Below are 24,750 nucleotides of genomic sequence, written 5' to 3'. Positions count from 1 at the left end.
GATTAATTATGTTACAGGAAAAGCCTTTATCCGATGAAAAAAAGTGTGATCATGATTATGACGGAAGTAGTAGCTATGGTCATGGTATTAAAGATTCAATTTTAACAGTAAACAATATTGCTTTGGCATATGTGATTTACTCAGATAAATCAAACGCTCAATCTAATGCAGCAACACTTATTGCCGGTGATGATATCAAGTCATGTGTTGAGAATGAGCTTGATCTGGAAAAAGATGAAAAGAAGAAGAAGTGGTAAAACAATAGAGTTACCCCTTTAAAGGGGTAACTTATACATAGAAAGGAGTTTATGGGATGGATGGTGTTAAATCAAGACTAAATGCTACTGTAAGTGCAGCTAATTTCGCTAATATAATAAACTCATGCAAATCGAATGTCAGACAGGTAAATATTCTGCTGGTATTAAAACGTGCACAGCATATGTCATTCGATGGGTATTATAACGACTTATTAAATAATGAGAGAGACTGTAAAAAGGAAACCGAAATAAAAATTGGAATTAACGGGGAAATTTACATTAATGGAAAGCTTCTGGATCCTAAAAATCCCCCTTCCGGTTATAAAGTATTTATTGACAGAAAGGAATCATCGGGTAAATAAACGGTTTTATATTAGATGTATGTAAATTTATTTTTGTTAGAAAGGAGTTTTAAAAATGAAGGCAACAAGACATGATTATAGTAAAAGAAATTATCTTCCCTATATACCTTTAATTACTAAGAAAGATGAAAATAGAATTGAGGATAAGTTAGATGATAAAACATGTGAGGAAACACCTGTAAATATTGAGGATACTATTTGCCGGGAAATGGCAGATACGGGAACTACAGAAAGTACAGATATTGATGGCAGTGCAGCTGGTGAAATAGTATCCGCTGCTAATGAGTGTACAATTGATGACGGTAATAAAGTAGTTACCAATACTGATGATACAGCTGATGAAAAAGATAAAGAAAAAGAAAATAAGAATATAGTTGCTAAAAATGCTGATGAACAAGTAGATGATAATATACAAAGAGGGAAACAGCCGGTACTAAGAGAAAGTGTACCTCCAAAAAGAAAAGGACTAAGGCCTAGAATGAGTGAATTTAAATATATAAGGCCTATAGAAAATGAGGAATATTTTAATACACAAAACTTTGTAAATCAGAAAAAAAATGAACAGACTAGAATAAGGATTACTCCTGAGGGCTGCTTTATAAATGATGAGCCTTATGACCCCCAGAATCCCCCCTATGGGATGAAAATATTTGTTGATAATAAAAATGCCAGAAGTGAAGATTATAAAAAGTAGCAATCTGGTTTTGATTTCATATTTATATTATATAAGGTTATAGGTTATATAGGTTATATGGGTTAAAAAGGGGGTGGGCAATAAGTGTTTAATGAAAATGATAAGCGGGAAAATTGTACGAAGGAAGAAAATCTAAGAAAAAATGAATATGATAAAATAAGGGAAATAGATATTCTTGTTAACCTTGTAAATATTGCCGATGTAATAGATTCGGCTGAATCGACAGTTGTAACATCCAACATTATTCTTATCGGAATTGAACCGTACGCATTTAACAAGATTATTCTTGACGGATTAAAAGAACGTATAAAAATATCCAGGGATCAGGAGGGAAATGTAATAATAAACGAAAAAAAAGCAAAATTTATAAATTTGGGAAACGGGATAAAAGTACTTGTGGCCTTAAAAGAAGAGAAAGAATAGATATGTATGTAATTTAGTCCCTTAAGGTCAAAATTCCACTTGCATAACCGTCCATGCATATTTTATATTGTACTTATTAATAACAGGACAGTACCTTGATGCAAAAATATCCAATGCCTGGTGCAGGTCTTCTACACGTATTTTAAAGTAAACACCAAATCACTTTGCTCTTTGATTCTCATTTCGGAAAAATATCTGTTTTCTAATGGTATCCATAATTCTACAAACATTTTGTACATATTGAGGCCATTTCTTTTTAAAATCCTTCGCCTTTGTTCTTCTTCATCTATCTGCAGGAATATTTTTAAATCATAATTTTCTATTAAGGTAGGATGCATGCTGTAACTTCCTTCAATTATATTAAGTTTTTTAGGTTTTACATTTTTAATTTCTTGAAATTTTCCAAGCTTGCAATTATACTTTCTGTATTGAAATTCCATACCGCTGTTTATTCCTTCTATAACTTCGTTTTTAAAGCGAACATAATCTACGTTTCCTCCAACTTCGTTCAGCCTTTCTTGTGTTCTTATCTCAGGCGGTAAAAAAAAGTCATCCATGTGAAATATATTACAATCATATATGTTACCAATGAAATCAGCCAATGTGCTTTTACCGGCACTGCAATTTCCATCTATAGCAACATTTACCCTGTCCTTTGTTTTTAGCAAAGAATCAACCCTGCAAAAAATCTCAAAAAAATCACGGTACTTGCATTCAACTATTCTATACGAAGGTAGATAAGTCGAGCGATAAATCTCACTGTGACTTACTATTGGATATCCCTTGGCTTTATATTCCTTAAGGTAATCCTCAACATCAATGATTGAAAAAGACAATAATCTATCTCTGCAGCATTTTTTTAAAATCTCAAGTTTTTCTTCAAATCTTTCTTTTTTCCCGGAAATGCTGTTTGCAGTATTTACAAAAAAATTATTGATTGTCGATAATTCAATGCATGTATTGTTTTCTTTATTGTTTTTTTTCTTCAATATTGAAAAAAGATTTAGCCTCAATAGATTATTGCCTATATCTTCAAACAATTCACTAACGTGAATATTAATATTCGAAGAGTACCTTCTTAACAAACAGAATTCTTCTTCCAACTTCAAAAGGCTATCATCCTTGTTCTTAATTAAATGTCCTCCCCCAAATTCATTCTGATAAATTAACTTGACCATATCCTGGATTTGCATCTTCGGATAACAATTGTAGTGTTTTAAAAGCACTTCCTCCAAAGTCATCAAGTCACACCTTTTCCCTTACTGTCTTTATTTATATGTTCCTCGATATTATACATCATTATTATACATCGCACTATTGTGTGTATCAAGAAGCTTTGCTTTCCGAATCGCGATAATAATTGCCGGAATTAATACAATTTGTATAATAATCCCGGGTATAGCATTTATAAACGCTCCTGCAGTAAACATCTGCCATGTAAAAGCAGTTCCCCTAAGACCATATAAGAAGTAACTTACTACACCCCAGATAATTCTCCCGCATATCATGGAAATTATTAAGGAAACATACACCGAAAGATTTTTTGAAATGCGTTTTTTAGGCAACAGTTTATATATAAATCCTGAAGCAAAACCATATGCAGCCAGCTCAAAAGCCATTGCAACAGCTGTAGGATACATGGGAGGCATGCCAAATACCACGCTCCTGAATAAAGGAGTTATAAATCCCACAATTATGCCGTAGGGCCAACCACATATGAAACCACATAATAATACGGGAATATGCATTGGCAACAATTTGCTTCCAATACTTGGAACTTGTCCGGTAAGAAAAGGCAGTACAAGACCTAACGCAATAAATAAACCTGATAATACTGTGTTTTTTGTTGATAATTTTCTCATAATAATCCCCCATTTCGATAAAATCTTAATAATTCAATGCAATAAAAAAACCACGCTCATATTTTTCTCTTCTGAGAAAAAATACCTTCGTGGTATTAATTTAAAATTCAATATTGTAATTCTAATTTTTATTTACAAATTAATTTTCTTATGATTTCACTGCAAATTTCCAATTTCGCAGTAAAATATCTTTTATTATTTCTATTTTTTGTTTATCACAATATGCCAGCTTCAGCTGACCAACTATCTTTTATTACTATATCACAGTTTTATATATTTATCAATAACCAAAAGAGGGCGCATTTTCAAATTTTGAAGAAGCATTTTCTTCATAAAAATAAAATGCGCCCAGAATCTGAAAATAATTGCAGGTTGACACAAGTATTCATATATGCTATTTTATTATTGACAACTTAATAGTTTGGTTTGATTCTTCAGGGACAGGTGAAATTCCTTACCGGCGGTATAGCCCGCGAGCCTTAAAAAGGCAGATCCGGTTGAATTCCGGGGCCGACAGTATAGTCTGGATGGAAGAAGGATTTTTTTATTTGTGTTTTTGCACCCTGAAGAATAGGCTTCAGGGTTTTTTATTTATCTAATTATGGGCAATACTGATACAAAGAGACGTGCGCATTTACATCCGGTTGTGCCTGAGAGAGGTGGTGATTATTATATACGAACATGAAAAATATATGGACCGTGCCCTGGAACTTGCAAAGTGCGGCTGGGGGCGGACGAATCCCAATCCGCTTGTAGGGGCTGTTATTGTAAAAAATGGAGAGATAATATCCGAAGGTTTTCATAAAAAATTGGGAGACGCTCATGCTGAAATAAATGCGATCACCGGTTCAAAGCAGGATGTAAGGGGGAGCACCCTGTATGTCAATCTTGAACCCTGCTCTCACTATGGAAGAACGCCGCCCTGTGCCAAGGCGATCATTGAAGCCGGGATTAGTGAAGTTGTCATAGCAATGACCGACCCAAACCCCAAGGTTTCCGAACAGGGAATACAAATGCTTAAGAATGCGGGAATAAGGGTTGTCACAGGAGTCTGTAAAGATAAGGCTGAAAAGCTCAATGAAATATTTATTAAATATATTACTAAGAAGAGACCTTTCGTAATTATGAAGACAGCCATGACCCTCGATGGCAAAATAGCTACTGCCAAAGGGGATTCCAGATGGATTTCCAGCGACGCTTCGAGACAGTATGTTCACACTTTACGCAACCGTGTTTCTGCAGTAATGGTGGGTGTAAATACTGTAATTGCCGATAATCCCATGCTGACCACACGTTTGAAAACCGGAAGCGGTAGGGATGCAGCCAGGATTGTTGTAGACAGTGAAGGCAGGATGCCTGTGAACAGCAATATTATTAATGCGAATTCCAATGCAGGAGTTATCCTTGCCGCCTCATCACGCATTGAAGAAAGCAGGGAGAAACTCTTTACCGAAATGGGTGTTAAAGTAGTCAAAGCTGACGATGGCCGGGGACGAGTTGACCTCTGCAAGCTGATGGACGAACTCTACAGGCTTGAAATAGACAGTGTGCTTTTGGAAGGTGGAGGGACAATAAACTGGGCTGCCTTAAGTTCTGGCATTGTAGACAAGGTAATCATGTTCATTGCTCCCAGGATTATTGGTGGGAGCAATGCAGTCACACCTGTGGAGGGAGAAGGTATAAACCGGATAGCTGATGCAATAAGGCTCAAGGATGTAAGCGTGACAACACTGGATGGAGACATCGTTGTGGAAGGTTATATTGAGAACTGAACATACAAAAAATATGGATATTCGGGGTCACGGGTATTCAGGCGCTCAGGAGAATTATGCCGTCTGAGACAGTGTGAACCGGCTGGGAAAGGAGGAACATGTTTACCGGAATTATTCAGGAATTGGGCAGAGTAAGCGGTATTGCCCAGGGAAACAGTTCGATAAGACTTTCAATCAATTGCAGAGATATTCTGGACGACATTGAAACAGGAGACAGCATTGCGGTGAACGGTATATGTCTTACTGCTTCAAGACTGGGTACAGGGTGGTTTTCCGCTGATGTTATGCCCGAAACAATGAGGAAGACCAACCTTGGTACATTGAAAGTGGGGGATAGTGTAAACCTGGAGAGCGCAATGCGTTTTGGAGGAAAGATGGGCGGCCATATTGTGACCGGGCATATTGACGGAACCGGTGTGGTAGCAGACAGAAGGGAGGAGGACAATGCACTGTGGATCACAGTCGGAGTGTCCAATAATATTCTGAAATATATCGTGGAAAAGGGTTCGGTTGCTGTTGACGGAGTAAGCCTTACTGTTGCTCATGTAGATGAAGGAAGCTTCAAGGTTTCATTGATACCCCATACGGCAGGGGTTACCACACTGGCAAGAAGACGCATCGGGGATGTGCTCAATATAGAATGCGATATTATAGGTAAATATGTTGAAAAATTCATCAACCGCAGATTTTCCGGGAAGAAGGCTGAAAACGGGATGACACTCAATTTTTTAAGAGAGAACGGATTTGCCTGAAAGGCAAAGGTGGGGAGTAAGGAGTAAAGAGTAAAGAGTACAAGGAAGTAGGGAGTAAAGAGTGTAAAGTTGCCAGTTCCCAGTTAAAGTAAAGTAGGACAAAACAGGATTACAGGGAGTAGAGAGTTAAGGAGGCTGGTTCGGGTGCAAGAGATTAATACGAAAACTTGGATGAAATAAGGGAGGGATTCTGCATTGTTTAATTCAATAGAAGAGGCATTGATAGACATAAAGGAAGGAAAAATGGTGATAGTAGTGGATGATGAGGACAGGGAGAATGAAGGGGATTTGCTGATGGCGGCTGAAAAGGTGACTCCTGAATCAGTGAATTTTATGGCTTCCTTTGGCAGGGGCATGGTGTGCGCCCCGCTGACGGAAGAGCGTGTAAGGCAGTTGAATCTCCCTCTCATGGTGGAGCACAACAGTGAGAGTATGAGGACAGCCTTTACCGTCACAGTTGATTATAAGGACACTACCACCGGAATATCGACATTTGAGAGGGCCAGGACTATAAAGGAACTGGCAAACCCATCTGCAACCTGTGATGATTTTGTCAGACCGGGTCACGTGTTCCCCCTGGTGGCAAGAAAAGGCGGTGTGTTGGAGCGTGCTGGTCACACCGAGGCAGCGGTGGACCTGGCTCGAATTGCCGGTCTGTATCCTGCGGGAGTTATCTGTGAAGTTATGAAGGAAGACGGGACCATGGCAAGAGTGCCGGATTTAATACAGTTTGCAGAAAAACACGGATTAAAAATAATTACCGTAGCTGATCTTATAAAATATAGAAGAAAAAATGAGAAGCTGGTGAGAAAAGTAGCCGAAGCTATGCTTCCTACAGCTTTTGGAGACTTCAAAATAAAAGCATATGAGAATGTTATAAACGGAGAGCACCATGTAGCCCTGGTAAAGGGTGACATGAGAAGTACGGATGAACCCGTGCTTGTGAGGGTGCATTCGGAATGTATTACAGGTGATGCCTTTCATTCCTTGAGGTGTGACTGCGGGGAACAATTGAACGCAGCCATGAAGCTGATAAGTGAGGAAGGCAGGGGGGTTTTGCTTTACATGCGTCAGGAGGGGCGCGGGATAGGCCTTGTAAATAAAATACGTGCATATGAACTCCAGGATAAGGGCAAGGATACTGTTGAAGCCAATGTCTTGCTAGGTTTTGCACCCGATCAGAGGGAATACGGTATAGGTGCGCAGATTTTGTACGACATCGGAGTGCGAAAGATGAGGCTATTGACCAATAATCCGAAGAAAATGACGGGTTTGAGCGGATACGGTCTCGAAATTGTTGAAAGGGTTCCCATAAAAATTGAATCTAACAGGGTAAACGAGTTCTACTTGAAAACCAAAAAGGAAAAAATGGGGCATATTTTATAGGTTGCAAACAATTGATCTCGACCTGCGTGTATAAGGGTACTATATGTAAAATAAATGAGGAGGTTATGGCAATGTCAGTTAAAACGCACGAAGGGAATTTAATAGCAAAAGAGTTAAAGTTCGGCATAGTAGTCGGACGTTTCAATGAATTTATCAGCAGCAGGCTTTTGGGAGGGGCAATAGACGGGCTTGTAAGACACGGTGCCAATGAGAGCGATATTGCAGTCACCTGGGTTCCGGGTGCCTTTGAGATTCCGCTTGTCGCTCAGAAAATGGCACAATCCAAAAAGTATGATGCCATAATATGCATAGGAGCTGTTATTAGAGGCTCTACACCCCACTTTGATTATGTGGCAGGTGAAATGGCGAAGGGGATTGCAAAAGTATCACTGGATTCAGGAGTGCCTATAATATTTGGTGTGCTTACAACCGACACCATTGAACAGGCAATAGAACGCGCCGGTACAAAATCTGGCAACAAAGGCTATGACGCGGCAGTAACCGCAATTGAAATGGCTAATTTGTTAAAAATATTGTAGAATTTTTGCAAAATAGTGATTAAATTTTTGATTTTATGGAAAAATATAATTGAACAAGTTAATATATTGTTATTACCGACAGTGAACATACAGGGTTAGATCAGGCGGAGTTGTCCGTTCTGCACCCACCAAAAGGGCTGAAGAGGCCCTTTATTCATGTGTTGTAGATTTTCATATTAAATTTAGAGATAATCTTCAAATTATGCCAGGTCAGTTTTACCTTAAGGAATGGGAACCCTAATGATAATTTGTAATGAGTATCCTCCTGTAAGGACAAATTAAACAAATGGAAAACTATACTTACCGACGCCTTATAATATCCGTCATTTTAGATGGCTAAAACCACCCCTTTAAAGGGGGCAATGAGTATTTGGTGAAATGTAATAATAAATAAAAAAAGACAAAATTTATTTTTGTTGCAGAATTGCAAAAGTAATTTATATTAATTGACAAAACTTGTTACATACAATATAATAAACTTAAATAACAAATTAATAACAAAAATTATAAATTGGACAAAAAACATGACAAATACATAACATAATTTGTGCACTATAAAGAGATAAGCAAAAAAGTGAAGAACAGTAGAAAGGTCAAACTCAATGGGAATAGAAAAAGGGTCCAGTATACCATTATACATGCAAGTAAAAAATCTGATTATTAACCAAATAAGAACGGGGGACTTGAAAGCGGGTGATATAATACCTGCAGAACTTGAATTATGCAAAATGTATGGTATAAGCAGGTTCCCTGTGAGACAGGCAATGACAGAACTGGTAGATGAAGGTTATGTGGAAAGGACGAGGGGAAAAGGAACCTTTGTTTCAAAGGAGCTTCCATATATTAAACCGAAGTATAAGAATCCCGTGTTGGGTCTGGTGCTGGGCAATCTAATTGCCGGGTTTAATGGCATGATTTTTTCCGGTTTTCAAAAACAGGCCTGGAAAAGAGGGTATTTTACTGTTGCCTGTTGTTCAGAAGGTTTGCCTGACGAAGAAATATTATGTATTGACAGGCTTGTAGAGAATCATGTAGAAGGGATTATTATTTTCCCATGTAATAACAGTCTTATTAGTTCAAAGCTTGATAAACTTAAAGCAAAAGGTGTATATTTGGGCTTGATTGATAGGAATCCCGGGCTTAATGATATAGACTATACCGGGTCTGATAACCAGGGTGGTGCATACTCGGCAGTTAGACATATAGCTATGCAGGGGTTTAGAAACATAGCTTTTGTTTCCGACATGTCCAATGTTTCTTCCATAAATGAACGTCTTGAAGGATATCTCAAAGCTGTAGAGGATTTTGGTATGAATGCCGTTACCCGTATTAATATAAACGAAGACCTGAGCAAGTATCCGTATTACATGCACAGGTTTTTTATTGAACAATTGAAAGAAGAACTTATGGATTTAAAGAATTATCTTCCTTTGGGGATATTCGCAGTAAATGATGGAATTGCCATACAATGTATAAATATACTTGAAAATGAGGGATTGGTTGTTGGAAAGGATGTGGGTATTGTAGGTTTTGACAATAATCCTGAAACCCAATACATGAATGTACCTTTGACAACAGTTGCCCAAAATGGGTATTTAATAGGCAAAAATGCAGCCGACATTGCAATTGACAAAATTGAAGGCAAGGCCATCCAGGTATATAAATCCATTGTGCCTACGCAACTTATTGTAAGAAATTCGTGTGGTGAAAGGGGGGTATGATGAATTTAAGTTAAATGTTAGTTTTATAGGTACTTAGGTACTAATGATATTAAATAAAAAAATATAAAAAGAGGGAGTGAACATATGACATGGATACAGCTATTACAAAGCTTTCTTCAATGAAAAGTAAAACTTCAGGCTACTGGAGTCAAAGAATTATATCTCAGTTGGAGTATGGATTTAAGCTTTCCCAAGTAAACAACAACAGATTCCATGAAGTAATTAAAGATGCCGTAGAATTCCTGGATGAAAGGCTTAAGGAAGATGGAACAATTACAAAACTTTCTGCTTTGCAAGCCGAAAAAATGATAAGCAGTTTGTCAGAAACTGCGAAGGGTTTTAAAGTGATTTGTGCTGCTCATGCCCACATTGATATGAACTGGATGTGGAGTTATGCAGAAACGGTTGCCGTTACTTTGGACACCTTCAGGACCATGCTTAATTTGATGAAAGAATACCCGGATTTTACATTTTCCCAATCTCAAGCCTCTGTTTATAAAATAGTGGAAGAACATGACTCATGTATGCTTGAGGAAATAAAGGCAAGGGTAAAGGAAGGACGTTGGGAGGTAACTGCATCTACCTGGGTTGAGACCGACAAAAACATGCCCAATGGAGAGAGCCTGGCAAGACATATACTTTATACAAAAAAATATCTTTCCAAGCTTTTAGATATATGTCCTGATTCCCTAAAAATTGACTTTGAGCCCGATACCTTTGGACATAACCGTAATGTACCGGAAATCCTGGTAAATGGAGGAGTAAAGTATTATTACCATTGTAGAGGGTATGACAAATATAACATCTATAAATGGCAATCTCCATCGGGAAAGAGTATTCTCGTTTATAGGGAACCTTTCTGGTATAATGCTGAAATTAACCCTTCGATGGCATTGCATGTACCTGAATTCTGCACAAAAAATGGCCTTGATACCATGCTGAAAGTGTATGGAGTAGGTGACCATGGAGGAGGTCCAACCAGGAGGGATGTTGAAAGAATAATAGATATGGCATCCTGGCCTGTTTTCCCGGATATAAAGTTTGGCACCTTTGCCCAATATTTTGGTATACTCGAAAAAATATCAGATAAGCTTCCTATAGAAACCAATGAACTAAACTTTATATTTACCGGGTGCTATACATCCCAATCCAGGATAAAAATGTCAAACAGGATCAGTGAAGCAAAATTAAATGAGGCTGAAACCTTCAGTACAATGTCGGCAGTATTTGCAGATGGAAAATACCGTGGAGAAACTTTTGAAAAAGCCTGGGAAAAGGTGCTTTTCAATCATTTCCATGATATATTGCCCGGTTCAGGTGTGATTGACACCAGGGAGTATGCAATGGGACAGTTTCAGCAGGTATTAGCCATTGCCAATACCGAAACTTCCATTGCTTTTAGGAATATTGCAACAAAAACTGATACATCGGGACTTTTTGCTATTGAAGAAAATGTTCGGGAAACTGTATCGGAAGGGGCAGGCGTAGGATTTGGCATAAAGGATTTTGGAGTGCCGCAAACTGAAAGGGGTAAGGGAAAAGGAAGGATATTTCACTTCTTCAATACTTCAAGCAGCGAGAGAAGAGGACCTGTAGAGATTGTTGTATGGGACTGGCCTGGGGATAAAAACAGGATGGTTATTAAAGATGCAGCAGGTAATCCTGTGAGACACCAGCTGTTAAGAAATGAAAAACACCAGTACTTTGGTGAATCATACTGGGGACATACATATATGCGTATTTTGGTTGATGTAAAAGTACCGGCATATGGCTATACAACCTATACCCTTTCTGAGAAGGAAATGGACGAGCTGCCTGTATTGCTTTCAAGAGACCCGAGAGTTGAAAGAGAAGATATATTTATCCTTGAAAATGATTATGTTAAAGTTTGTTTTGATGTTAATGGAGCATCCATTGTATCTATGGTAGATAAGAAAAGCGGAGACGAAATGGTACCCTGTGATAAGCCTGCAGGGATTTTCAGATTAATTGAAGAAGACGACAGCAGGGGGATGACATCCTGGATAGTGGGAAGACACATGCAGGTATTTAATTTGAATAAGTCATATAATGTAAAAATAACCGGCTCATGCATTGATAGCTCGGCACTCAGACAATGGATAAGCTATAGCATTGAGTTTGGGGAATCAAAGCTTAATGTAACCGTATACCTTGATTACAACAGCGCGCGGCTGAACTACGCAGTAGAGTGTGATTGGCAGGAGAAACCTAGAAAGGGCAAGTATGTGCCTCAGCTCAATTTCTATATGCCTTTGAATTATAAATGCAGGGCATATAAATATGATATACCTTTTGGGACTATAGAAAGGGCTGCAATAAATATGGATGTGCCTGCCAACAGTTGGATGGCCGGGATACCTGAAGAAGGGGATAAAATAGTGATGCTGGTTACAGATACAAAATACGGTTTTAGGGGCTATGATAATTCTCTGGCAGTAACCCTAATAAGGAGTTCTTATGAGCCTGATCCATACCCGGAGCTGGGTATCCACAAATTCAATTTTGCCGTGGATATAGTGGATAATGTTGCCGGGTGCAATCCTGAGCATAATTCTGCTGAGGGGTATTCCGGAAGTGGGATTAATGGCGAGTTGATAAAGCGGGCCTACGACTACAATCATCCCGTACGTTTTATTTCAGGAACAGTACATGGGGGAACTCTGCCCCTTGAAAAAAGCTTTATATCTCTGGAATCCGGCAGTGTAGCCATATCTGCAGTGAAAGTGCCTGAAGCTGATCTGTTAAAGCCGGAAGAAAGATATGACAACAAGTCTATGTGTGGATGCTGTTCGGTTCCTGGATGCACAGCCCCAGATAAAAAGATTGTTATAAGGGTCTATGAAACAGAAGGCGCAAAAACCCGGGCAGTTATAAAGTTTGCTGAAAAGATATCAAAGGCCTGGTTTGTAGATATTAATGAGAAGCCGTTAGAGGATAAAAATATGTCTACGGAATATGGAGCATATAATGCTGATAATTGCAGCTGTATAGAGATAGAAGGGGATACACTTACATTTGATGTTGATGCTTATAGCATAGCAAATGTATGTATAGAGTTTTGTTAAAAGATTTTCATTGCACAGTATAAATAAAACTGCTATAATACTTTACAAGATAATTATTATAATTAAATTATTATAATTAAATATTGCTAAAGGCAATGATGGAGAAAAGTAGGCAATATGAAGGCTTTATCCAGAGAGAAGGTATCGTGGCTGAAAGTACCTTTATAAAGAGAATTGCTGAAGTTCCCTCCGAAGCAGCATCCTGAACTGCACTTTTTGTATAGCAGAGACAGCAGAGCTCTGTTGGGGACATGTGCATAGTAGGCGATGCCGGGGCAGACCGTTAGCACTGTAAGGGGATGTATGTCCCTGGAATGAGAGCCTCTCAGTTATATAAGTATTATATAAGTATTATTTAATTATTATATATATAGTTATATAAGAGTTATATTAAAAAGCTAATATACTGGGCAGGAAAACGGGTGGTACCGCGGAGTAAAACCTTCGTCCCTTAGGGGGTGAGGGTTTTTTAGTTAAAAAAGCAATTATTAATTGAAAAAAGTGAATATTATTAGTAATAACAGATAAGGGAGTTGGCAAAAATGAACGAAATGAGGGATCAGTTAAATAATATTAAAGAAAAAGCAAAAGAGGTTGTTCCTTCTGTCCGCTCTATGCAGGAGCTGGATAATATAAGAGTAAGATTCCTGGGGAAAAAAGGAGAACTTACTCCGATATTAAGAGGAATGGGACAACTTCCCCCTGAAGAACGACCTGTTATAGGTCAGATTGTTAATGAAGTCAGAGCTTTTATTGAAGGGCTAATAGAGCAGACCAAAAATGATCTCAAGCAAAAAGAAAGGGCTCTAAAGCTTGAGCAGGAGGTAATTGATGTAACAATACCCGGAAAAAGAAGAAAACTGGGCAGCAAGCATCCCTTGAGTATTGTAATGGATGAAATAAAGGATGTTTTCATAGGCATGGGGTATGAAATTGCCGAAGGGCCGGAGGTAGAGTTTGACTATTATAATTTTGAGGCTTTAAATACTCCACCAGGACATCCGGCCAGAGATGTACAGGATACCTTTTATATTAATGAGAATATACTATTGAGGACGCAAACTTCTCCCGTACAGGTAAGGGTTATGGAAAAGCAAAAACCTCCCATTAAAATAATTTGCCCCGGAAGGGTTTACCGTTCGGATGCGGTGGATGCAACCCACTCCCCTATATTCCACCAGGTGGAAGGTCTTGTGGTGGACAGGGGAGTAACGATGGGGGATTTAATAGGTACGCTGCAGGTATTTGCCAGAAACCTTTTTGGTGAGAACACAAAAATACGGTTAAGGCCACATCATTTCCCATTTACCGAGCCCAGCGCCGAGGTTGATGTATCTTGCTGGACCTGTAATGGAGCAGGCTGCAGGGTATGTAAAAACAGCGGTTGGATTGAAATCCTCGGGGCAGGTATGGTGCACCCGAGGGTGCTTGAGATGTGTAACATAGATCCGGAGATTTATAGCGGTTTTGCTTTTGGTATAGGTGTTGAAAGGACAGCCATGGGTAGGTTTAATATAGATGATATGAGATTGCTGTATGAAAACGATGTAAGGTTTTTGAAACAGTTTTAATTTGCTGAAAGCTTGCTAAGGATTATTAAGGATCATTAAGAAGCATTAAAAAGCATTAAGATATGATAAAAATCATAAGATAAAATCGTAAGATAGGAGTTGTGAGTTATGAAAGTACCGGTAAGCTGGCTTAAAGACTTTGTTGAAATAAATGTAGGAATTGAAGAATTTGCAAATGCCTTGACACTATCCGGCTCAAAAGTGGAAGGCATAGAAAGGCTAGGAGAAGAAATATCAAAAGTAGTTGTAGGAAAAATTATTTCTATAGAAAAACATCCTGATGCTGACAAATTATTGGTAACAAAGGTGGATGTAGGAGATGAGATAATACAGGTGGTTACCGGCGCACGGAACATATCCACAGGTGACTATGTACCTGTTGCCCTACATGGATCTACCCTTCCGGGAGGAGTTAGAATTAAAAAAAGCAAACTAAGGGGAGTAGAGTCAAACGGAATGTTATGCTCTATTCACGAACTGGAACTTACAAAAAATGATTATCCCGACGCGGATGAGAACGGAATTTTTATACTACAGCATGAACGGTCTAATGCTGATGAAACACAGGGTAAGCTTAAGCCCGGGCAGGACATAAAAGAGGTTTTGGGATTAGATGACACAGTCATCGAGTTTGAAATAACTTCCAACAGGCCCGATTGTCTAAATATCTTGGGTATTGCTAGGGAAGCTGCTGCTACTTTGAAAAACAAATTAAAAAAACCTGTAATTGAATTAAAGGAAGAAGGAGAGGAAGCTTCAAGATTTGCCCAAGTTGAAATAAAAGCACCTGACCTTTGTCCCAGGTATGCTGCCAGGATAATTAAGAATGTAAAAGTAGCGTCTTCCCCTGAGTGGATGAAAAGGAGGTTGAGGGCAGCAGGCGTAAGACCAATAAACAACATAGTAGATATAACTAATTATGTGATGCTTGAGCTTGGCCAACCTATGCATGCATTTGACCTTGAATATATAAAGGGCAGCAAGATTGTTGTGCGCAGAGCTGAAGATAATGAAGTTATTAAAACTCTTGACGGGCAGGAAAGAAAACTCGACTCATCAATGCTTGTTATTGCAGATGATGAAAGTCCTGTTGCTGTAGCAGGGGTAATGGGAGGGGAAAACTCTGAAATCCATGAGGATACAAAGACCATACTCCTGGAGTCTGCCAACTTTAACGGCATTTCTGTAAGATTGACAGCTAAAAAACTCGGAATGAGGACAGAAGCATCGAGCCGCTTTGAAAAAGGCCTGGATGTGGAGAATGTAATTACAGCTATCAATAGAGCTGCACAGCTAATTGAAGAATTAGGTGCAGGCAAGGTTTGTAAAGGAATAATTGACTGTTTCCCCGGAAAGAAAGAAGAAAGGGTCATAAAGTTAAGACCTGAAAAAATCAATTCATTCCTGGGCACGCGTTTAAGCTCCGATACCATGATAGAGATGTTAGAATCATTAGAACTAAAGGTGGATAAGGATACTATGACAATAAAGGTCCCTGCATTTAGACAGGATATTGAAAGAGAGGCTGATATTGCTGAAGAAATTGCAAGACTTTATGACTATAATAACATTGAGCCTACCCTTTTACAGGGGAAAGCACTATCTATTGGGAGAAAGACCCATAAACAAAAGATTGAAGACTTAATTAAATATACTATGATATCCTGTGGCCTATCCGAAATATACACCTATTCATTTACAAGCCCCAGGGTATTTGACAGGATTAGGCTTCCGGCTGAAAGCAACTTAAGGAGGGTTGTTACTATATCCAATCCCTTGGGAGAAGATTACAGCGTTATGAGGACTACAACCATACCTGATATGCTGGGAGTAATAAGCAGGAATTACAGCAGGAGTGTAGAAGAAGCAAGGCTCTTTGAATTGTCTTTTGTCTATCTGCCCAAGGAATTGCCGCTTAAAGATTTACCTACAGAAAAGCCTGTATTGACACTGGGTATGTATGGGAATGTTGATTTTTATGATTTAAAGGGAGTTGTTGAAGAGTTGCTTGATAAGCTCCGTATAGAGGATTATGAATTTATTCCTGAGAAAGATAATCCTGCATTCCACCCCGGGAGGACTGCAAGAATAATTATTTGCGGTAATGAAGCCGGAATAATTGGGGAAATACATCCGGATGTAGCAGAAGAATTTGAAGCTCCGGAAAGGACTTATGTAGGAGTAGTTGATGTTATGCCACTTGTTGAAAATGCAAAAATGATGGCGGAGTATAAACCTCTACCCAAATTCCCTTCAGTTACAAGAGATATTGCAATACTTTTAGATGAAAGAATAATGGCAGGTACTATAGAGAAACTTATAAGAGAGAATGGTGGAAAGGTATTGGAAGATATAAGCCTTTTTGATGTATATAAAGGCAAGCAGGTACCCGAAGGAATGAAGAGCATGGCCTATTCATTAACTTTCAGGGCGGAAGACAGAACCCTTACAGACGAAGAGGTAAATAAAGTAATGGATAAGATTATAAGCAGCCTTAAGGATACTTTTGACGCAAGATTAAGGGAGTAGATTAAAAGAAAAGGAGGGCTTTGATGACAAAGGACACGGAGAAAAAGAAAAAACTGTATGAGTTTTTTAAAAATTTGGACCGTTCATTCTTTATTGATAATGAATACAAAGCATATGCGCACATTGATAATGCTCTTCCTATCGGGCATGGACAGACCATTTCCCAGCCTTCCCTTGTTTACGGTATGACTATGAGACTTGAACTGGACAAAGAATTGAAAGTCCTGGAAATAGGAACAGGTTCAGGTTATCAAACAGCTTTCCTGGCGGAATTTGCCGGCGAGGTTTATACCGTTGAGCGGATTGAAGATTTGTCTTTAAAGGCCAGGCAAAGGCTGGAAGCCCTTGGGTATAAAAATGTATTTTACAAAATAGGGGACGGCAGCAAAGGTTGGCCTGAGTACCAGCCTTATGATAGGATAATTGTTACTGCTGCCGCTGCAAGGATTCCAGACCCTTTACTGGAGCAGTTGAAGCCGGGCGGGAAAATGATTATTCCTGTAGGTTCAAGAGGCATGCAGAATCTCATGCTAATCAGCAAAAACAAAAACGGAAAGGTTAATACGGAAACACTTGAACCTGTTCTGTTTGTGGAGCTGAAAGGTGAGTATGGCTGGAGTGGGGATTATAACAAAGAATATCCGGAATTATAAATCTGGTAGTTGCAGGTATTTATTACAAATATATAACATTTAAATAATTTGAATTGACAAATTTTAGTTTTAAGTTATATAATTAAACTTGTGTTTGTGAATTCGAATTGTAAATATTAAATTATTCAAATAATAACAAATAAAGGAAGGAGTGAGCTTTGATGATAAAGATAAAAGTTGCAGTGACTGCTGATAGGAGAATGCATAGAGATATTAACAGAAGATTAAATGATAAATTAAATAATAATTACTATCCTGTAAAATTAAAAAGCTCGACTTCCGTTATTGTTTTAGATGATAGAGGATTTTATATTTAAGAAGCTTGGCAGTTATAATTGAAATCAGATTGGGACTATAGAATTAGAAGAAGTACAAGAAGCCGGAATCGAGAGATTTCGGCTTTAGTTATGTCCGGATATATTAGGGGGAATGAGGATGAGTACTGTCAAAAGGCTTATAAAATTATTAAGACCATACATTTTTTTGACCATATTAGCCTTTGTCCTAATGTTGCTTTTTACATTTATGGATTATCTATTCCCATATCTGCTGAAACAGATATTGGATATTGGTATTGCAAAAGGCGATCTAAAATACTTATCGAAACTTATTACTATGATGTTTATTGCGATAGTTGGCAGGACCATATTTGGTTATTTTCAGGGTTATTTTATGGAAATGGCCGGGCAAAAGGTTGCATATGACTTAAGAAACAAATTATATGCCCATATGCAATATTTGTCTTTCAGCTTTTTTGACCGGAACCATACAGGTCAGATAATGTCAAGGATGACAGGCGATATTGAATGTATAAGGAATTTTTTAGGTTTTGGGTTTATTCATTTGCTGGTTTGCTTTATAAATTTTACTGCTACGGTAATTATTTTTATTGTAATGAACTGGAAGTTGGCAATAGCAGTAATGCTTCCTACCCCAATACTGATTTATATTATTGCAAGGTTCGGGAAGAAAATAAACCCTGCCTGGAGAGAAGTAAGAGAACAAATGGGAAGGTTAACGTCGGTACTGCAGGAGAATGTAACTGGTATAAGGGTGGTAAAAGCTTTTGCCCGTGAAACATTTGAAAAAGGGAAATTTAATGAACGTAATATCAGCAATTACAATGAAAATATGAAAAGGGCGAAAATTGAAGCTGGTGCTTTTCCATTAGCAGAGTTTATTTCAGGTATGAACTTCCTTCTTTTGACTATATTTGGAGGATATTTTGTTATAACTGACCAAGTAACCCTGGGAACCTTTATGGCAATGCAGTGGTATATCTTTGGACTTATATGGCCTATAAGATTTTGCGGATGGCTTGTCAACCTTATGCAGCAGGCTATTGCATCGGCTCCCAGAATATTTGAAATTATGGACACCATGCCTGAAATATGTGATACACCAAATGCAGTGGAAATGACAGAAATGGAAGGCCATGTAGTTATGGAGAATGTAAGTTACAGTTTCCCTGACGGTACACCAGGACTTAAAGGTATAAACCTTGAAGTCCGGCCTGGTGAAGTAGTAGCAGTTATAGGGGGTACAGGGTCGGGTAAGAGTACTCTTATAGGATTATTGCCGAGATTTTATGACCCTAGTGAAGGAAGGATACTTATTGACGGTGTTGATATAAAAAACATAAAACTTTCAAGCCTCCGTTCACATATTGGAATGGTAATGCAGGAAACATTTTTGTTTTCAGATATTATACGCGAAAATATTGCATATGGAAAACCCGATGCAACACAGGAAGAAATTGAGAATGCTACGAAGATTGCACAGATACACGATTTTATTAAAGGTTTACCTGAGGGATATAATACCAGGGTTGGAGAAAGAGGCATAGGACTCTCAGGAGGGCAAAAACAGAGAATTGCTATTGCAAGGGCTGTACTTATGGACCCGGCAATACTTATACTGGATGAGGCTACTTCCAGTGTAGATACAGCCACAGAAAAAGCAATTCAAACGGCGATGAAAGAAATTATGAAAGGACGGACTGTATTTGTTATAGCCCAAAGGCTTTCCACAATTAAAAATGCAGACAAGATAATTGTGCTTGAGGATGGAGAAATAGTAGAAACTGGTACTCATGGTGAATTAATTGGTAAAGACGGATATTACTCAAAAATTTATGAGTTACAGTTAAAAGGGCAGGAAGCCTTAGAAATTGCGTAAAGAAGGGGGGACTAAATTATGGCAAATATATATGATGTGGATGAAGAACTAGAAAAACAATCTTTTGATTTTAAACTTTTTAAAAGGACAATGAAATACATACGCCCATATTGGAAAAATGTAGCGATAATATCTGTAATACTATTAGGCGGACTTGTAATAGGCCTTATTGACCCTCTCATTATAAGGTATGTAGTTGATGAGGGAATGATGAAAAAGAACATGACTGTTATTATCCGGATGGGTATTGTTCTATTGGTTATTAACCTGCTTAATTTAATCGGAGGCCGTATAAGGATTAATGTTATAAACAAAACTACACAGGGATTGATTTATGATATAAGAAAGGAAGTATTTGAACATATACAGGAACTTTCCTTTAGATTTTTTGACGGAAGGCCTGCGGGTAAAATTATTTCAAGGATAACAAATGATGTACAGGCAATAAGTGACTTTATAAACACAGGAGTTGTTTCATTTATAAGTGAGATAATTTCAATATTGGGTATTATTGTAATAATTTTTATTGTTAATTTCAAATTGGCAATCATTACTATTACTGTTGTACCGGTTTTCATATTGCTTCTTGTATCGTTAAAAACTGCCAGTGAAAACGCCTGGTCTAAGACAAGGAAAACCATAGCGAATATTAATGCCAATATGAATGAGACACTCCAAGGAATGAGAGTAATACAGGCTTTTTCAAGGCAAGAGTATAATATTAATAAATTTGAAAAAATTAATAAGGAAAATTACAAATCCCATATGCATGCAACTGTAATACAGCTTTTATCCTGGCCATTGGTAGAATTTGCAGGTATGGCAGCTACATGCGGAGTAGTTTGGCTGGGAGCAATAATGATAACTAGAAATGAGGCAAGTGTAGGTACAGTAGTAGCATTTACCAATTATATTTGGAGGCTGTGGTCGCCTTTAAGTGCATTGAGTAAAGTTTATAATCAAGCCCTTTCGGCAATGGCGTCTTCTGAAAGAATATTCCATATACTGGACACAAAACCTGAAATAGTAGATTCTCCAAATGCAATTGAATTGGAGGATATAAAAGGTGCTATAGAATTTAGAAATGTTACTTTTGGATACAATCCGGAGGAAAGGATGGTACTGCATGATATATCCTTCAAGGCAGAACCCGGTGAAGTGGTTGCCCTGGTGGGCCCGACCGGAGCAGGCAAAACCTCAATTATAAACCTACTTATGAGGTTTTATGACCCTGTAGAAGGAAGTATACTGGTAGACGGTTATGATATCAGGGATATAAAATTATCCTCCTTAAGGAGCAGGGTAAGTGTAGTATTGCAAGATTCATTCATATTTTCCGGCAGCATAAAGGAAAACATACTATATGGCAAACTGGATGCCACAGAGGAAGAAATTATTGAAGTTGCCAGTGCAACAAAGGTATTAAATTTCGTCGAGAAATTTAAAGAAGGTTTTGACACTGATGTGGAAGAAAGAGGAGCCAAACTTTCTTCAGGCCAGAGGCAGCTCCTTGCATTTGCCAGAGCGTTAATTGCCAACCCGCGGATACTTATACTTGATGAAGCTACATCAAGCGTTGATACCGAAACAGAAAGGCATATCCAGGAAGCTTTAAAAACTCTGTTTAAAGGCAGAACCTCCATAGTAATTGCACATAGGCTTTCGACCATAGAGCATGCAGATAGAATAATTGTAATAGATGAGGGAAGAATAGTGGAACAGGGAACGCATAAGGAACTCCTGGCTAAAAAAGGTGCATACTACCGGCTGTACCAAAAACAGTTCCAGGAGTAATAGGGGTTGAAGTTGTTAAAAATGAATATTATAATTATATTTATTTCGCAGGAGGTAAAAATTTTATGGGAACAATTAGGTTTTACCATTCAAAATACGGTAATTTTATAAGGGAACATGAGATTATGTATTACAATAGCTTTGTAAAAGAGGCCCATGAAATGCTCCACAAGAAAAAAGGAGCAGGCAGTGATTTTCTTGGTTGGGTGGATTTACCTGCAAATTATGACAGGGAAGAGTTTAAAAGAATTAAAGAAGCAGCAGAAAAAATAAAATTTAATTCTGAAGCATTGGTTGTAGTAGGAATAGGAGGTTCATATCTTGGAGCAAGGGCAGTTATTGAAGCATTATCCCATTCCTTTTATAATTTCCTTAGCGGCACAAAAAGGAAAACTCCTGAAATATATTTTGCCGGGTACAATATAAGCCCTAAATATCTATTAGATTTACTGGATATATTGGAGGATAAAGACATTTCTCTTAATGTTGTTTCAAAATCCGGAACTACTACTGAACCTGCAATTGCTTTTAGAGTTTTAAGGGAATATATGGAAAGAAAATACGGTAAAGATGGGGCAGCTGAAAGAATATATGCTACTACTGATAAAGCAAAAGGTGCAATGAGAAGGCTTGCAGAAGAGGAGAAATACGAAACCTTTGTAATTCCTGATGACGTTGGAGGAAGATATTCGGTACTTACAGCTGTCGGATTGCTGCCTATAGCAGTGGCCGGTATAAATATTGATGCTTTCATGGACGGAGCGGCTGCTGCTTACAGGGAGTATAACAAATCTAATTTAACGGAAAATGAATGCTACCAATATGCAGCAGTACGTAATGCCCTTTACAGAAAAGGCAAGACTACAGAAATTATGGTAAACTATGAACCCTCTCTCCACTATTTTACCGAATGGTGGAAACAGTTGTATGGAGAAAGTGAGGGAAAGGACCAAAAGGGAATATTCCCGGCAGGAGTTGATTTTACAGCTGATTTACATTCCATGGGGCAATATATACAGGACGGCTTGAGGAATATATTTGAGACAGTGCTGAATGTAGAGAAACCTGGCAGAGACATGACAATAAAAGCGGAGAAGGATGATATGGACGGATTGAACTACCTGGCAGGCAAAACTATGGATTTTGTAAATAAAAAGGCTATGGAAGGTACTATTATGGCGCATACTGATGGCGGTGTCCCCAACCTTATAGTTGACATACCGGAGCTTAATGCCTACTATTTGGGGAGCCTTATTTATTTCTTTGAAAAGGCCTGTGGTATAAGCGGATACCTCCAGGGAGTCAATCCCTTTGACCAGCCAGGGGTTGAAGCTTACAAGAAAAACATGTTCACACTTCTAGGTAAACCGGGATACGAAAAGGGTAAAAAGTAGCCGGGGTTTTAGAAGCAATACTAGTGTTGTTTACTTGTTTTCAATATCCCAATAGTGCAGGGAATACAATAGTGATAATGGTTATGGCAATCGCTGAAATAATTCCTCCCAGGGCGATGCATAGAAAAGATTTCTTGATGTCCAGCCCAAGGAAAGCAGCAATTGCACTTCCTGTCCAGAGACCGGTAGAGGGGAGAGGTATGGCTACAAAAATTATAAGTCCTATTTCCTTATACTTCTCTACCTTTGCCGATCCTTTTCTTACTTTGTTTTCAACAAAATTATTAAACCAACTTAAAAACTTAAACCTTTTCATCCAATCGAAAATAATATTGAATAAAAGTAAAATAAAAGGTACAGGGATAAGACTCCCCAGAAAACTTGCAAAAAAAACTACAAGCGGGTCAAACTTATATACAAGAATACCTACAGGTATTGCTCCTCTTTGTTCAATCAAAGGTATAGCAGATATAAATACAATTTTTAACAAATTTACAATATTTTGGTACATAATATTCTCCTTCCGTGTCAATATACATGCTGAAATCTGCACGTCTCAATAATATTTATTAGTATAACATACTTACTTATGACATAAAATAAAAAACCGCATATTTTTCAAGTTAAATACGCAGTTAAAAGTATGGTGGATGTGGTAGGATAAATTTACAATCCCGATTTAAAGGGAAGAAACACGGTATAACCGGATTGATGATGACTAAGGTAAATGAAAGATAGTTATTTCCGGCTTTGATAAAAACCTTAAAGGGAAACAAACATTGCCAAGTCCACGGCTAATATAAAGGTTGATCCCGTTTATCCTGTGAAGACCTCGGCTTATACCCATTTTACAAAGCTTTTCATTGCGCAGCAACTTAAATTCCAGGTTAAAAGGCAGCCATATCTGACCCCCATGAAAATGGCCGCAAAGCAGGTAATCTACTTTCCCTTTGGGTATTTCAAAAACTATATCAGGATTATGGGAAAATGCAATGTTTGCAAAAGCTTCTTTGCAACAAAAACCAAGCACTTTATTTATGTTCGGCTTTCCTGCACTTAAATCTTCAATACCTATAATATTGTATTTTACTCCATCTTTTGTATAACGGACAGCACGGTTATGTAAAACACTAACACCGTTACTTTCCAAAGCTTCTATAAAATGCTGGATTTTACTATTCTGGGCTATACTGTCGTTATCATACTGTTTAAAAGCCTCGTAATCATGATTTCCCAAACATAAATATACTACTGCATTATTCCTGATTTGCCTGATAAAATCCAAAAACATTTCCACATGGCATGGCTTATCAATGTAATCTCCTGTTAAAATGATTATGTCCGGCTTTTCCTTGGATATAACCTTCTTTATTGTTTGGACCGGGACTCTAAGAAACTTTATATGAATATCTGAAAGCTGAATAATTTTCAGTCCTTTTTTGCTGAGGGTAAATTTAATCCTTTCTACTTTTACCATGCTTGTTTCATATCTCATATATATTAATATAATAATTACCAGTCCTAAAAGAACAAAAAGATATATCATTATGTATCCCCATAAAATATAGCAAGAATCTGTATTTTATAACATATTCATGCAAGTAATTATACTGAATAATTATACCAACCGCGAAGAGAAACATCAACTACAAGGGCCTCTTCATAAAATTTTTTATACAGCAATAGAGCATATTTTAAAAAAGGGCTGGTTTTTTTAAGAGCAGCATGTTATAATAAAAATATGGAAACAGGTGTATATAGCAAGGATAAGAAAATT

At 37.9% G+C, this 24,750-nt stretch carries 21 protein-coding genes, 1 riboswitch and 1 other annotated feature; of the genes, 17 read left to right on the top strand and 4 right to left on the bottom strand.

Translation table 11 applies throughout. The features are described 5' to 3' along the window. Positions 1-8: 8 nt before the first annotated feature. From HPY74_09495 to HPY74_09480, 4 genes are all read left to right on the top strand, one after another. Positions 9-257, top strand: a complete 249-nt coding sequence (locus HPY74_09495; GenBank protein ID NSW90883.1) for a hypothetical protein — start codon at positions 9-11, stop codon at positions 255-257. A 56-nt stretch (positions 258-313) separates the two neighbouring features. After that, positions 314-619: a hypothetical protein gene (locus HPY74_09490; GenBank protein NSW90882.1), complete on the top strand. Its 306-nt coding sequence runs from the start codon at positions 314-316 to the stop codon at positions 617-619. Positions 620-674: 55 nt separating this feature from the next. Beyond that, complete coding sequence (locus HPY74_09485; protein ID NSW90881.1) at positions 675-1,313, top strand: hypothetical protein; 639 nt, start codon at positions 675-677, stop codon at positions 1,311-1,313. An 84-nt stretch (positions 1,314-1,397) separates the two neighbouring features. Further along, positions 1,398-1,736, top strand: a complete 339-nt coding sequence (locus tag HPY74_09480) for a hypothetical protein (protein NSW90880.1) — start codon at positions 1,398-1,400, stop codon at positions 1,734-1,736. A 131-nt stretch (positions 1,737-1,867) separates the two neighbouring features. Here the strand turns inward: HPY74_09480 and HPY74_09475 are convergent, their stop codons facing one another. Beyond that, entirely contained in the window at positions 1,868-2,980 is a 1,113-nt protein-coding gene (locus tag HPY74_09475; GenBank protein NSW90879.1) for a hypothetical protein, read from the bottom strand. Between the two features lie 45 nt (positions 2,981-3,025). Then, positions 3,026-3,598 carry an ECF transporter S component gene (locus HPY74_09470; protein NSW90878.1) on the bottom strand — a complete coding sequence of 191 codons (573 nt, stop codon included), beginning with the start codon at positions 3,596-3,598 and terminating at the stop codon, positions 3,026-3,028. Between the two features lie 426 nt (positions 3,599-4,024). Next, positions 4,025-4,141: riboswitch (FMN riboswitch) on the top strand. A 149-nt stretch (positions 4,142-4,290) separates the two neighbouring features. On the opposite strand from HPY74_09470, the gene ribD reads away from it, so the two are divergent. The 13 genes from ribD to HPY74_09405 all read left to right on the top strand — a co-directional run bounded on the left by ribD (position 4,291) and on the right by HPY74_09405 (position 22,973). After that, entirely contained in the window at positions 4,291-5,370 is a 1,080-nt protein-coding gene (gene ribD, locus HPY74_09465; GenBank protein NSW90877.1) for a bifunctional diaminohydroxyphosphoribosylaminopyrimidine deaminase/5-amino-6-(5-phosphoribosylamino)uracil reductase RibD, read from the top strand. Between the two features lie 98 nt (positions 5,371-5,468). Further along, positions 5,469-6,122, top strand: coding sequence for a riboflavin synthase (gene ribE / locus HPY74_09460; protein NSW90876.1), 654 nt, complete (start codon positions 5,469-5,471; stop codon positions 6,120-6,122). A gap of 195 nt (positions 6,123-6,317) precedes the next feature. Next, the gene (locus HPY74_09455; protein NSW90875.1) at positions 6,318-7,508 is read left to right on the top strand and encodes a bifunctional 3,4-dihydroxy-2-butanone-4-phosphate synthase/GTP cyclohydrolase II; all 1,191 of its coding nucleotides are present in this window, start codon (positions 6,318-6,320) and stop codon (positions 7,506-7,508) included. Between the two features lie 71 nt (positions 7,509-7,579). Beyond that, positions 7,580-8,047 carry a 6,7-dimethyl-8-ribityllumazine synthase gene (locus HPY74_09450; GenBank protein ID NSW90874.1) on the top strand — a complete coding sequence of 156 codons (468 nt, stop codon included), beginning with the start codon at positions 7,580-7,582 and terminating at the stop codon, positions 8,045-8,047. 602 nt (positions 8,048-8,649) lie between these two features. Next, positions 8,650-9,768 carry a GntR family transcriptional regulator gene (locus HPY74_09445; protein ID NSW90873.1) on the top strand — a complete coding sequence of 373 codons (1,119 nt, stop codon included), beginning with the start codon at positions 8,650-8,652 and terminating at the stop codon, positions 9,766-9,768. Positions 9,769-9,857: 89 nt separating this feature from the next. After that, positions 9,858-12,854, top strand: coding sequence for an alpha-mannosidase (locus HPY74_09440; GenBank protein NSW90872.1), 2,997 nt, complete (start codon positions 9,858-9,860; stop codon positions 12,852-12,854). An 86-nt stretch (positions 12,855-12,940) separates the two neighbouring features. Then, positions 12,941-13,309: a binding site (T-box leader), on the top strand. A 96-nt stretch (positions 13,310-13,405) separates the two neighbouring features. Beyond that, the gene (pheS, locus tag HPY74_09435; protein NSW90871.1) at positions 13,406-14,425 is read left to right on the top strand and encodes a phenylalanine--tRNA ligase subunit alpha; all 1,020 of its coding nucleotides are present in this window, start codon (positions 13,406-13,408) and stop codon (positions 14,423-14,425) included. A 108-nt stretch (positions 14,426-14,533) separates the two neighbouring features. Then, positions 14,534-16,954, top strand: coding sequence for a phenylalanine--tRNA ligase subunit beta (locus tag HPY74_09430; protein NSW90870.1), 2,421 nt, complete (start codon positions 14,534-14,536; stop codon positions 16,952-16,954). A 23-nt stretch (positions 16,955-16,977) separates the two neighbouring features. Further along, positions 16,978-17,607, top strand: coding sequence for a protein-L-isoaspartate(D-aspartate) O-methyltransferase (locus HPY74_09425; GenBank protein ID NSW90869.1), 630 nt, complete (start codon positions 16,978-16,980; stop codon positions 17,605-17,607). Positions 17,608-17,768: 161 nt separating this feature from the next. After that, positions 17,769-17,924: a hypothetical protein gene (locus HPY74_09420; GenBank protein NSW90868.1), complete on the top strand. Its 156-nt coding sequence runs from the start codon at positions 17,769-17,771 to the stop codon at positions 17,922-17,924. Positions 17,925-18,042: 118 nt separating this feature from the next. Then, entirely contained in the window at positions 18,043-19,785 is a 1,743-nt protein-coding gene (locus HPY74_09415; protein ID NSW90867.1) for an ABC transporter ATP-binding protein, read from the top strand. Between the two features lie 18 nt (positions 19,786-19,803). After that, a complete protein-coding gene (locus tag HPY74_09410) occupies positions 19,804-21,579 on the top strand; it encodes an ABC transporter ATP-binding protein (GenBank protein ID NSW90866.1) in 1,776 nt (591 codons plus the stop codon). Between the two features lie 65 nt (positions 21,580-21,644). Next, positions 21,645-22,973 carry a glucose-6-phosphate isomerase gene (locus tag HPY74_09405; protein ID NSW90865.1) on the top strand — a complete coding sequence of 443 codons (1,329 nt, stop codon included), beginning with the start codon at positions 21,645-21,647 and terminating at the stop codon, positions 22,971-22,973. Between the two features lie 40 nt (positions 22,974-23,013). Here HPY74_09405 and HPY74_09400 read toward each other — a convergent pair whose 3' ends face one another. Together HPY74_09400 and HPY74_09395 are read right to left on the bottom strand one after the other, a co-directional pair. After that, entirely contained in the window at positions 23,014-23,472 is a 459-nt protein-coding gene (locus HPY74_09400) for a small multi-drug export protein (GenBank protein ID NSW90864.1), read from the bottom strand. Between the two features lie 219 nt (positions 23,473-23,691). Next, positions 23,692-24,519 (bottom strand): metallophosphoesterase, encoded by an 828-nt coding sequence (locus tag HPY74_09395; GenBank protein ID NSW90863.1) that lies wholly within the window; start codon positions 24,517-24,519, stop codon positions 23,692-23,694. Positions 24,520-24,750: the final 231 nt, after the last annotated feature.

It is taken from the genome of Bacillota bacterium, from assembly GCA_013314855.1.
Classification (GTDB): domain Bacteria; phylum Bacillota; class Clostridia; order Acetivibrionales; family DUMC01; genus Ch48.
Note: the sequence above shows the minus strand (reverse complement) of the source record. Positions and strands in the feature narration are given on the sequence as shown.

Excerpts from the sequence above, each read along its gene's own strand:
- HPY74_09440 (NSW90872.1), top strand. The coding sequence starts at position 9,858 with ATGGATACAGCTATTACAAAGCTTTCTTCAATGAAAAGTAAAACTTCA.
- HPY74_09495 (NSW90883.1), top strand. The coding sequence starts at position 9 with ATGTTACAGGAAAAGCCTTTATCCGATGAAAAAAAGTGTGATCATGAT.
- HPY74_09410 (NSW90866.1), top strand. The coding sequence starts at position 19,804 with ATGGCAAATATATATGATGTGGATGAAGAACTAGAAAAACAATCTTTT.
- ribD (NSW90877.1), top strand. The coding sequence starts at position 4,291 with ATGGACCGTGCCCTGGAACTTGCAAAGTGCGGCTGGGGGCGGACGAAT.
- HPY74_09445 (NSW90873.1), top strand. The coding sequence starts at position 8,650 with ATGGGAATAGAAAAAGGGTCCAGTATACCATTATACATGCAAGTAAAA.
- ribE (NSW90876.1), top strand. The coding sequence starts at position 5,469 with ATGTTTACCGGAATTATTCAGGAATTGGGCAGAGTAAGCGGTATTGCC.
- pheS (NSW90871.1), top strand. The coding sequence starts at position 13,406 with ATGAGGGATCAGTTAAATAATATTAAAGAAAAAGCAAAAGAGGTTGTT.
- HPY74_09425 (NSW90869.1), top strand. The coding sequence starts at position 16,978 with ATGACAAAGGACACGGAGAAAAAGAAAAAACTGTATGAGTTTTTTAAA.
- HPY74_09450 (NSW90874.1), top strand. The coding sequence starts at position 7,580 with ATGTCAGTTAAAACGCACGAAGGGAATTTAATAGCAAAAGAGTTAAAG.
- HPY74_09395 (NSW90863.1), bottom strand. The coding sequence starts at position 24,519 with ATGATATATCTTTTTGTTCTTTTAGGACTGGTAATTATTATATTAATA.
- HPY74_09470 (NSW90878.1), bottom strand. The coding sequence starts at position 3,598 with ATGAGAAAATTATCAACAAAAAACACAGTATTATCAGGTTTATTTATT.
- HPY74_09490 (NSW90882.1), top strand. The coding sequence starts at position 314 with ATGGATGGTGTTAAATCAAGACTAAATGCTACTGTAAGTGCAGCTAAT.
- HPY74_09485 (NSW90881.1), top strand. The coding sequence starts at position 675 with ATGAAGGCAACAAGACATGATTATAGTAAAAGAAATTATCTTCCCTAT.
- HPY74_09405 (NSW90865.1), top strand. The coding sequence starts at position 21,645 with ATGGGAACAATTAGGTTTTACCATTCAAAATACGGTAATTTTATAAGG.
- HPY74_09415 (NSW90867.1), top strand. The coding sequence starts at position 18,043 with ATGAGTACTGTCAAAAGGCTTATAAAATTATTAAGACCATACATTTTT.
- HPY74_09420 (NSW90868.1), top strand. The coding sequence starts at position 17,769 with ATGATAAAGATAAAAGTTGCAGTGACTGCTGATAGGAGAATGCATAGA.
- HPY74_09430 (NSW90870.1), top strand. The coding sequence starts at position 14,534 with ATGAAAGTACCGGTAAGCTGGCTTAAAGACTTTGTTGAAATAAATGTA.